Source organism: Chamaesiphon sp. VAR_69_metabat_338 (assembly GCF_031423935.1).
Classification (GTDB): Bacteria; Cyanobacteriota; Cyanobacteriia; order Cyanobacteriales; family Chamaesiphonaceae; genus Chamaesiphon.
The window spans coordinates 1-8,245 of sequence record NZ_JANPGM010000215.1 but is presented as its reverse complement, the minus strand read 5'-3'; the positions used below and the strand labels follow the sequence as shown (position 1 = coordinate 8,245).

Here is an 8,245-nt window from a genome sequence, read left to right as displayed (position 1 = left end):
GGTGTTGGTTTCGCCAGGGACTTTGAAGACGGTGACGGTAATGGTTTCGGGCAGGGTGGGGCGAGATGTGAACCAGTCAGCATTCGCCCAGGCATCGATAACTTGTTTGGCGTAGGGATTGGTTTGGGAGAGTTCCCAGACATCGTTAAATGCGTCGTAAACGAGGACGATTTTGCTCAGTGCTTTGACTGCTGCTGTAGCGAGTTTGGTATCATCAGATTGGAGTAAGTCGATGAGCGATCGAACGTTATAACCGCCTAACATTGTACCTAATAGCTCGATCGATCCAACCTTGTCAATCAACGGACTAGTAATCTTACCCGTAACAATCCCAGTCAGGAAGCCAGCTTTGACATAAGCAGCCGGATCTACTCCAGGTGGAACTCGATCGCGCAATAATGCAATTAGGTTAGCCTCTTCACCCGCTGGTGGATGTTGTAATAGTTCGCAGAGGGCACTGGTTTGTTCGGCATCGAGCGGTAATGGGGGGATTCCCAATGCGGCTCGATCGGCTGTATGCTGGCGATATGCTTCTAACATCTTAAAATAGAGCTTCTGTATATAAGTCTCTCTATTTTAATAGGTGGCGGCTACTGGTGAGTGTTTGGAGCGATCGATTTTTGACGGCAGGGTGTGGGCTAAAATAAAATAACAGATCCTATAGTTGGACAACTATGTGATAGTTTGGCTTCACCTGTGCGGTCGTCAATTCTAAACATATTTTCTTCAGAATGCTTCAATCATATCAACGGATAAGACTTGCTAATTTTTTTGAAAGATTAGCGACTGTTGGTATAGGTTCTGAGGAGTGGCAGCAGTGTCTATCCACGCATTATCTAGATCCTGTGATGGAGCAAGCTAGATGCTTAGTCGTGAGATTAACATTGCACTACTCGTTTGAGGAAAGACTATCTATATTGAAAATAAAAACAGGCGATATTGAACTTTGTCATCAAATTCAGGCGATAGCAGCCGATCTCTGTAATCCTGAAAAAGAGGTAAAAGTATTACTAAAAGAAGAGTGGTGGTTTGAGTGGTATATAATAGATCAGCAATTTTTGGATGTAACTTGGGCGAGGATACAGGTATTCAGTGATTTATCAGCCGAAGTCTTTGATATGGACGGAAGAACTATGTATTTTGAAGATGAAACATCAGCAGCTAACGAACTAAGTGAAGATGAATATACTCGTTTTGATGATTTGGATGAAGAGGATGAGCAAGATTTAGGCATTTCTCTTGCCGATCTTGAACCACCAGTCATGTCTAAGAAACAGGCTTTGAAACCTTTTATGGAAGTTCGTTTTCAGCGAAAGTTATAACCTCTATTCGACATTTCATTTTTATGGAAAATAACGATAAATATTCGATCGATCTTCGCGATCTCGTTATCTTTCTATAAAAACCGATCTGATGACTCCCCAAGCTAAAATGGGGGTGTTCGATCGACCTGAGTTCGACGTGGCTACACTCGATCGTTTACAATTGAGTTAGATCCAGTACTATCCTTTGGGCTTACACTGAGGCTTATTTATGGTAAACATTACAGTTGATGAAATTCAGAGCGATCCTTCAAAGTATCTGCTTCAAGTAGCAGCAGGCGAAACCTTTTTAATTCTTCAAGCAGATAAAGCGATCGCAGAACTTAGACCGATTAATAATAGTAAGAAATTGCGACCATTTGGTTTGTGTGCGGGTGAGTTTACTGTGCCAGATGATTTCGATGCTCCTTTACCTGACGATATTCTCAACTCATTCGAGGGCAAATGAGAATTCTGCTAGATACACACATATTTTTATGGTTTATCAGTGGCGATACCCAGTTGTCAACAGATGTTCGGGATGCAATTTGCGATCCAGATAACGAGGTTTATCTAAGTGCAATTTCAGTTTGGGAAATACTCGTCAAGTACCAGTTGGGTAAATTACCTCTGCCAGAACATCCCGAAACATATCTACCCAAACAACGCGATCTTCATCAAATTCTCAGTCTTGCTCTGGATGAAAGTAGTGTGGCTCAACTTGCAAAACTACCACCATTGCACAGAGATCCATTCGACAGAATGCTTGTCTGTCAGGCCTTACAAAATGGTCTGACAATTGCGACAGTAGATGCAGCCGTTCGCGCCTATTCAGTTAATACTATTTAGCAGTGTAAAGAGATAAAAATCTAGAGCTAGAAAATACCAAGGTTATTGGATATGCGAGACGAATATGACTTTTCACAATCTATTCCTAACCCTTGCCTGAAGAAGTTGAAAAAACAGGTGAGCATTAATCTGGAAGATAATGTCGTGGACTATTTCCAGAAGTTATCCGAGCAAACGGGAATTCCCTACCAAAATCTAATTAATCTCTATCTCCAAGATTGTGTTCGAACTGAGCGCAAGCTATCTCTGGAATGGGTTTAAGCTATCTGATGAATCCTCAAGCTAAAATGAGGGTGTTCGTTCGCGTAGCGTCTCTGGAAGAGAATCGAATTTAGGGGAAATAACGATAAATCTCCGTTGGCGACAGTCTCTCCTGGGAGAATCGATGCAATACTCGGCTCATCACGATCTCATTATCTTCCATGAAAAACTCGATCCGATAATCGCCAACTCGAATCCGATAAGCAGTGTCATCACCTTTGAGTTTCGATAAATTGACAATAGTGCTTAAATCTTCTGCGTTGGGTATTTCCTCTAATACCAAAGTACAAATTTTATCGTAAACATCTGTGCTATAGAGAGCTTTTAAATCTTTGAGAAATTTCTTTTTATATGTGACGTTCATTATCGCTCTAGGAATAACTTAGCATCTGCAAGATCGATGGTTTCATCATCTTTGGTTTCTTGCATCGCTCTGAGTAAACCTTCGTCTTCTAGTTGTTGCTGTTTAAACTCCAAAAACTCAGCAAATGTTAATACTTGCTGTTGTAACTCTAATGGTAGATTTCGGATCTTGTCGATCGTCAATTGTTCGATAGTCGTCATCAGCATTTAATTTTCGCTCTAATATACCCACCATTTTAACAAACAATGTAGTGGAGTGTGAAAGAGTCTAAACCTTGCTCGATCGCGATTTCTCATCACGTATAGCCTCTTTCTGGAGAATCGAGCGTCGAGCTGAGTTGATTGGGGGATGCGATCGCTTTTGAGTTTGGATTGATTATCGATCGATACAGCCGGAGAGATATTCGGTACACTCATAGATGGAGATCTAGCTATAGTTAGTTAGAGCCACATCGTACCGATCGACCATACATAAATGCACGTACTCTCGATTCCCACTTGGATCATTCATATTTCTAGCGTCATCGAGTGGATGACTGCGATCTGGCTGATTTGGCTTTATGCTGAGGCTAGTGGTAATCTGGCATGGCGAAGTCTATCGTTTGGGATGTTGCCTGCGCTGGTGAGTGCGATGTGTGCTTGTACTTGGCATTTTTTTGATAACACGCCTACGCTAGAGTGGCTGGTAACTTTACAAGCAGCGATGACGGTAGTGGGGAATGCTACGATGTGTCTGGCGGCTTGGCAGATTAGTAAACAGTCGATCGTCAATAGTTAAAATATGCCTGCGTTAATTGAATCGATATTTTCTAAGGAAACATTATTTGCAGTATCTCTGTTTCCTTACTTAGGATTTTTATGGTTTATGACCAAGAAAATCTCAACTCCTAAGATTGCGTTGATTGGATTTTATTTAACTTTAGTATTTGTAGCGGTGACGATTCCGATCGGGGCATACGCACAATTGAAATTGCATAAGTCTTTGGCAGATGTCGATCTATTGCATGGTGGGGCAGAATTATTTTTGACAATTTCTAATATCACGATCGCGATCGGGTTTAGTCAGGCGTTGGGGAAGTTGAAAGTTGATAGTTGAAAGTGAATATAGATAGCAAGTCTAATTATGATTGGTGTGCGATCGGGTTGGGGAGTAATTTAGGCGATCGTCTGGCAATTTTAACTGGGGCGATCGAGCGACTGAAAATGCGTCCCCAGATTGAGTTATTAGCTGTTTCTAGCTGGTATCGGACGGCACCGATCGGGCCACCACAGCCTGACTATTTGAATGGCTGTGCGACGATTGAGACTAGTCTGACGCCATTAGAGTTACTGAATGTTTTACAATCGATCGAGGCTGAGTTCGGTCGGGTGCGGCAGGAGGTTTGGGGGGCGCGGACGTTAGATTTAGATCTGCTATTATGTGGCGATTGGATTATCGATTCGCCAACTTTACAAGTCCCTCACCCTTATATATGCGATCGAGCATTTGTGCTGGTTCCGTTAGCTCAAATTGCCCCCGATATTATTGAACCGAAATCGGGCGAATCGATCGCTAACCTGTCCAAAAAGTTAGAATGCACTGGTGTTAAATTAATTGAGAATTGAGAATTGAGAGCTGGGTTGTTAGGATAGGGATTTAAACCCCTGTTGTTTGTTAAACTACTCTTGTAACGAGCGGAATAATATTTGGTGCGTTACGCTGCGCGATAACACACCCTACGATACTGCTATAAATTACTTACGGTTGCGACATTAACTATCAATTATCAATTAATTAAATATGCCATTAGGAAACGAACCTGCCAAGATAATCGAGCATAAATTGCACTATCAAGGGCGTAAATTTTCATTCCATGTCGATCGGATCGAGCTGCCTAATGGCGTAATTGGTGAATGGGAATCGATTCGCCATCCTGGCGGAGCGTTAGCCGTACCAATTACGCCTGAGGGGAAATTAGTATTGGTCAAACAATATCGCTTTCCCACTCAGGGCAGAATTCTCGAATTTCCTGCCGGTACGCTGGAAGTAGGCGAAGATCCGGCAGAGACGATCGCGCGGGAGATTGAAGAAGAGACGGGGTACCGCGCTGGTAAATGGCAAAAACTAGGGGAGTTCTTTCTGGCACCTGGTTATTGCGACGAGATTATTTATGCTTTTCTGGCGCAGGATTTGGAAAAATTAGCCGTCCAACCGGCAGGTGATGCAGATGAAGATATTGAGATCGTGCTGATGACACCAGCCGAATTTGAAACGGCGATCGCGGCTGGCGAACCGATCGATGCAAAATCGATCGCGGCTTATTTTCTGGCGCGGCAGGTTTGGTAGTCAGCGTCAAGAATGGTTAACAATTGTTGCTTACAGCAGCCAGATCGTCTCATAATATAAATTCAGTACTATTCCGTCTTCAGAGTTAATTTAGATTATGAGCGTTCAAATCATCTTACCAATTCTGACTATCCCCTTCATTCTTGGTGCCCTGTTTTTCGGTACTCGCAATGGTTTCTATGATTCGGACAAATATCATGGTAATGGTTCCGCTCACTAGCTAATGACCTGCCCATCGATTGGATTGCCACAAAAGCGGCGTCGGCTTTATCCTGGAATTTCCCCTTGTCTACCCTGCCCCATTCTAGTAACGACGATCTAGTTTGTTTTCCCTATGGCGTCGGTCATAGTGACGAGGGCGTGTGTTTGCTCGTCAAAATGGGGCCGTATCGGATTTTGCTCGATTGTGGTTTGCGCGATATATCGCCACTAATCGCTGCTGATGGGTTGCCAATTTGCGATCTGGTTATCTGTAGCCACGCGCACGCCGATCATGCTAGGGGTTTGCTTGCGCTGCATCGAGCTTTTCCCCAGCTACCAATTTATGCCAGCGAAGTCACTAGCAGCTTATTGTCGCTTAATTGGTTGGACGAGCAGGAAGCGGTGCCACAATTAAGTCAAGCCTTGCCCTGGCAACGCTCGATCGAGTTTGCCGATGGTTTAGCGGCGGAACTCTTTCCTGCCGGACATTTGCCTGGTGCTGCATCAATTTTATTGACTTATACCGGATTTTATCAGTCGTATCGGGTCTTTTATACGGGCGATTTTTTCTTATCGAATTCGCGGTTGGTAGAAGGCTTACACCTAGATTCGATTCGCAATCTCAATCCAGATGTGTTGATTGTCGAGGGCAGTTATGGCACGGCGCGCCATCCCCATCGCCGCAAACAAGAAAACACCCTGATGGCACGGATCGATCGAGCGATCGGGCAACAGCAGTCGATTATTTTACCTGTATCGCAGCTCGGCATCGCACAAGAGCTGCTGATCCTGCTGCGCAGTCATCATCTATTCACCGGACGCGATATCGATATCTGGGTGGATAAGTCGATCGCGGCTGGTTATGATGCTTATTTACCATTAATCGATCGGTTTCCGCCATCCGTGCAAAACTTTGCACGCCATCAATCGCTATTTTGGGATGAAAAAGTTCGCCCGCACGTCCGGCAACTTACGCCAGAGACTTTGGAGCAGATTCATCAGCGTCAGTGCATTATCATCACTGAAACCGACAGCAATCTCGACACTTATACTGTCGGGCATCCTTTGCCTTGGCTAGTAATGTTGCCGACTTCACCCCATAATCCGATCGAATTGCCTGCCAGCACTGTTGAAATTGCCACCGAAACCTACCTACTGAGCGAACATTCCGACGGTGCGGGTACCGCACAATTGATCCACAATATGCGCCCCAAACATGTGGTGTTCGTGCATGGCTCGGTTCCCTATTTAGCAGATCTGACGGGATTAGAAGAACTGCAAAATCGCTATCATTTGCACTCGCCAGCGGCGGGAACTCGCGTTTCGCTGCCGGTTGGCGAAACGTTCATCCAACCCGCGCCGCCAAAAGACCCCCATTACGATGGCGAGCTGATCGAGCTAGAACAAGCGATCGATATTAGTTTACCGATTACGCTCGCCAGCGATCCTCGATGGCACAATTTTGCAGATACCGGATCGATCGAGGCGAGATGGCAAGGCGAAGAAATCGTGCTCAGGGGCATCTCTCAGCGTGAAATGCTCGATCGACAGCAAGCGAGCAATCTCCCGCCAGATCTGCCTTGTTGCGGCAATTGTCGCCATCAGCGCGGTTCTCGCTGTCAGAGCAGTCAATCGCCACTCCACGGCTTTCGAGTGGCTCCCGATGGTTTTTGTCCGGCATTTGAGTTGAGTTAACGTCAAATGCGATCTCTTCGGAATACCGCTCCAAATCCAGCATCTCGCACTATTTTTTCACAGCTTGGGTTTTCACGCGTTGGCAGAGCGAACCCTGAACAACCCGATAACCTTTACTACAAACTATGCGAGTTTTGGACTTAGGAGAAGTGCTCCATCGACCGTTGTCGTAGTAGTAATTAGTGCGGATTACTGTCGGCTGGGGTCGAAAACTTGGTGGCAATCCTGGTGCTAAGTCAGGGGTACCTCCGGCGGGAAATCCCGGTCGATCGATCGGAAATGGGTTTAGTCCAAAACCAGAATGAGGGGGATCTTTTCTTGGTGGCGGGTTATTTGCTGGCGGCGGATTATTTTCTGGTGGTGGGTTATTGGCTGGTGGTGGGTTATTGGCTGGCGGTGGATTATTATTACCCTCTGCTGGCTTATTCATAATCACTTGAGCCTGAAGATTGGGAAGGGATTGTGGCGTTATCAATCGCTCGTTTTGATGGGTTAGAGCTTGAGCAGTTTGAGCGATCGAGCCAAGAGTTACGAATATTCCTAAAGCGAGCGAGGTAGATGTGCGCATGACTTAATCATCTCCAGCTAGAGATGTTGAAGTTTGTAGTAATGTTTGTCATCGATGATGTGGTTATTATTACCGACTTGCCGAATTTGTGGCAAGTCGATCGGTAGAATCGTTGGCGAAGCCTCTCAGAATGAGAATCGTGACTAGTCAAATAATCGAGATTACTTGCGGATAAATTCGCATCTACCATTTCTGAGCTGATAATTGTTACCGCAAGATTTACTGCCGACACGATGGATCGGTGTATATGTCGCTTTATCAGGTTTCAAGTTGGTATTTTTCTTGAGCTTAGCTGGCTCAGATGAGCTGGAAGTGGACGGATTGCGATAAGGATCGTTATAGTAGGAAGCATTATTTGGGCTAGGAGAGATAGGAGTGCTAAATAAAGACGACCCCTGTCCCCCTGTCGGGGTAGATCCCGGTCGATCGATCGGTTGGGAATTAGGCCGCCAGCCAGAATTTTGCGACGAGTTATTGTTACCACCTCCTGCCTGGTTATTCAGCAACACTTGAGCGTGAAGATTGGGCTGGGATTGTGGCGTTAGCAATCGCTGATGTTGATGGGTTAGAGCTTGAGCAGTTTGAGCGATCGATCCGAGAGTTACAAATATTCCTAGAGCGAGCGAGGTAGATGTGCGCATGACTTAATCATCTCCAGCTAGAGATGTTGAAGTTTGTAGT

At 45.1% G+C, this 8,245-nt stretch carries 14 protein-coding genes and 1 pseudogene; 10 read left to right on the top strand and 5 right to left on the bottom strand.

The window, feature by feature from the left end:
* A pseudogene (locus RMO84_RS06415) lies at positions 1–540 on the bottom strand (aconitate hydratase B); the annotation flags it as partial.
* Between the two features lie 191 nt (positions 541–731).
* Here RMO84_RS06415 and RMO84_RS06410 point away from each other — a divergent pair.
* From RMO84_RS06410 to RMO84_RS21300, 4 genes are all read left to right on the top strand, one after another.
* The gene (locus RMO84_RS06410; protein ID WP_310487642.1) at positions 732–1,322 is read left to right on the top strand and encodes a hypothetical protein; all 591 of its coding nucleotides are present in this window, start codon (positions 732–734) and stop codon (positions 1,320–1,322) included.
* A gap of 211 nt (positions 1,323–1,533) precedes the next feature.
* On the top strand, positions 1,534–1,770 hold the full coding sequence (locus RMO84_RS06405) for a type II toxin-antitoxin system Phd/YefM family antitoxin (RefSeq protein WP_310487641.1): 237 nt from the start codon (positions 1,534–1,536) through the stop codon (positions 1,768–1,770).
* Positions 1,767–2,150, top strand: a complete 384-nt coding sequence (locus RMO84_RS06400; RefSeq protein ID WP_310487640.1) for a type II toxin-antitoxin system VapC family toxin — start codon at positions 1,767–1,769, stop codon at positions 2,148–2,150. The genes RMO84_RS06405 and RMO84_RS06400 overlap by 4 nt, the downstream gene beginning before the upstream one ends.
* Before the next feature lie 51 nt (positions 2,151–2,201).
* Positions 2,202–2,411, top strand: coding sequence for an antitoxin (locus RMO84_RS21300; RefSeq protein ID WP_396135782.1), 210 nt, complete (start codon positions 2,202–2,204; stop codon positions 2,409–2,411).
* A gap of 70 nt (positions 2,412–2,481) precedes the next feature.
* Here RMO84_RS21300 and RMO84_RS06395 read toward each other — a convergent pair whose 3' ends face one another.
* Together RMO84_RS06395 and RMO84_RS06390 are read right to left on the bottom strand one after the other, a co-directional pair.
* The gene (locus RMO84_RS06395) at positions 2,482–2,775 is read right to left on the bottom strand and encodes a type II toxin-antitoxin system RelE/ParE family toxin (RefSeq protein WP_310487639.1); all 294 of its coding nucleotides are present in this window, start codon (positions 2,773–2,775) and stop codon (positions 2,482–2,484) included.
* Positions 2,775–2,981: a DUF2281 domain-containing protein gene (locus tag RMO84_RS06390; RefSeq protein ID WP_310487638.1), complete on the bottom strand. Its 207-nt coding sequence runs from the start codon at positions 2,979–2,981 to the stop codon at positions 2,775–2,777. Before RMO84_RS06390 ends, RMO84_RS06395 begins: the two co-directional genes overlap by 1 nt.
* Positions 2,982–3,249: 268 nt before the next feature.
* Here RMO84_RS06390 and RMO84_RS06385 point away from each other — a divergent pair, with 268 nt between their 5' ends.
* The 6 genes from RMO84_RS06385 (at position 3,250) to RMO84_RS06360 (ending at position 6,996) form a co-directional block, all read left to right on the top strand.
* Positions 3,250–3,552, top strand: coding sequence for a DUF2499 domain-containing protein (locus RMO84_RS06385; protein WP_310487637.1), 303 nt, complete (start codon positions 3,250–3,252; stop codon positions 3,550–3,552).
* A gap of 24 nt (positions 3,553–3,576) precedes the next feature.
* On the top strand, positions 3,577–3,870 hold the full coding sequence (locus RMO84_RS06380) for a DUF3593 domain-containing protein (protein ID WP_396135783.1): 294 nt from the start codon (positions 3,577–3,579) through the stop codon (positions 3,868–3,870).
* Between the two features lie 2 nt (positions 3,871–3,872).
* Positions 3,873–4,379, top strand: a complete 507-nt coding sequence (gene folK / locus RMO84_RS06375; protein WP_310487635.1) for a 2-amino-4-hydroxy-6-hydroxymethyldihydropteridine diphosphokinase — start codon at positions 3,873–3,875, stop codon at positions 4,377–4,379.
* A 175-nt stretch (positions 4,380–4,554) separates the two neighbouring features.
* Positions 4,555–5,100, top strand: a complete 546-nt coding sequence (locus RMO84_RS06370) for an NUDIX hydrolase (protein WP_310487634.1) — start codon at positions 4,555–4,557, stop codon at positions 5,098–5,100.
* Positions 5,101–5,197: 97 nt separating this feature from the next.
* Positions 5,198–5,320, top strand: a complete 123-nt coding sequence (locus RMO84_RS06365) for a hypothetical protein (protein WP_015159627.1) — start codon at positions 5,198–5,200, stop codon at positions 5,318–5,320.
* A gap of 65 nt (positions 5,321–5,385) precedes the next feature.
* Positions 5,386–6,996, top strand: coding sequence for an MBL fold metallo-hydrolase (locus RMO84_RS06360; RefSeq protein ID WP_310487633.1), 1,611 nt, complete (start codon positions 5,386–5,388; stop codon positions 6,994–6,996).
* Between the two features lie 49 nt (positions 6,997–7,045).
* On the opposite strand, the gene RMO84_RS06355 is transcribed toward RMO84_RS06360, so the two are convergent.
* Both RMO84_RS06355 and RMO84_RS06350 read right to left on the bottom strand, forming a co-directional pair.
* Positions 7,046–7,564, bottom strand: coding sequence for a hypothetical protein (locus RMO84_RS06355; RefSeq protein WP_310487632.1), 519 nt, complete (start codon positions 7,562–7,564; stop codon positions 7,046–7,048).
* Between the two features lie 161 nt (positions 7,565–7,725).
* Positions 7,726–8,205 carry a hypothetical protein gene (locus RMO84_RS06350; RefSeq protein WP_310487631.1) on the bottom strand — a complete coding sequence of 160 codons (480 nt, stop codon included), beginning with the start codon at positions 8,203–8,205 and terminating at the stop codon, positions 7,726–7,728.
* Positions 8,206–8,245: the final 40 nt, after the last annotated feature.

Coding starts and splice junctions, on each gene's coding strand:
- RMO84_RS06410 (WP_310487642.1), top strand. CDS start 732: ATGCTTCAATCATATCAACGGATAAGACTTGCTAATTTTTTTGAAAGA.
- RMO84_RS06405 (WP_310487641.1), top strand. CDS start 1,534: ATGGTAAACATTACAGTTGATGAAATTCAGAGCGATCCTTCAAAGTAT.
- RMO84_RS06400 (WP_310487640.1), top strand. CDS start 1,767: ATGAGAATTCTGCTAGATACACACATATTTTTATGGTTTATCAGTGGC.
- RMO84_RS21300 (WP_396135782.1), top strand. CDS start 2,202: ATGCGAGACGAATATGACTTTTCACAATCTATTCCTAACCCTTGCCTG.
- RMO84_RS06395 (WP_310487639.1), bottom strand. CDS start 2,775: ATGAACGTCACATATAAAAAGAAATTTCTCAAAGATTTAAAAGCTCTC.
- RMO84_RS06390 (WP_310487638.1), bottom strand. CDS start 2,981: ATGCTGATGACGACTATCGAACAATTGACGATCGACAAGATCCGAAAT.
- RMO84_RS06385 (WP_310487637.1), top strand. CDS start 3,250: ATGCACGTACTCTCGATTCCCACTTGGATCATTCATATTTCTAGCGTC.
- RMO84_RS06370 (WP_310487634.1), top strand. CDS start 4,555: ATGCCATTAGGAAACGAACCTGCCAAGATAATCGAGCATAAATTGCAC.
- RMO84_RS06365 (WP_015159627.1), top strand. CDS start 5,198: ATGAGCGTTCAAATCATCTTACCAATTCTGACTATCCCCTTCATTCTT.
- RMO84_RS06355 (WP_310487632.1), bottom strand. CDS start 7,564: ATGCGCACATCTACCTCGCTCGCTTTAGGAATATTCGTAACTCTTGGC.
- RMO84_RS06350 (WP_310487631.1), bottom strand. CDS start 8,205: ATGCGCACATCTACCTCGCTCGCTCTAGGAATATTTGTAACTCTCGGA.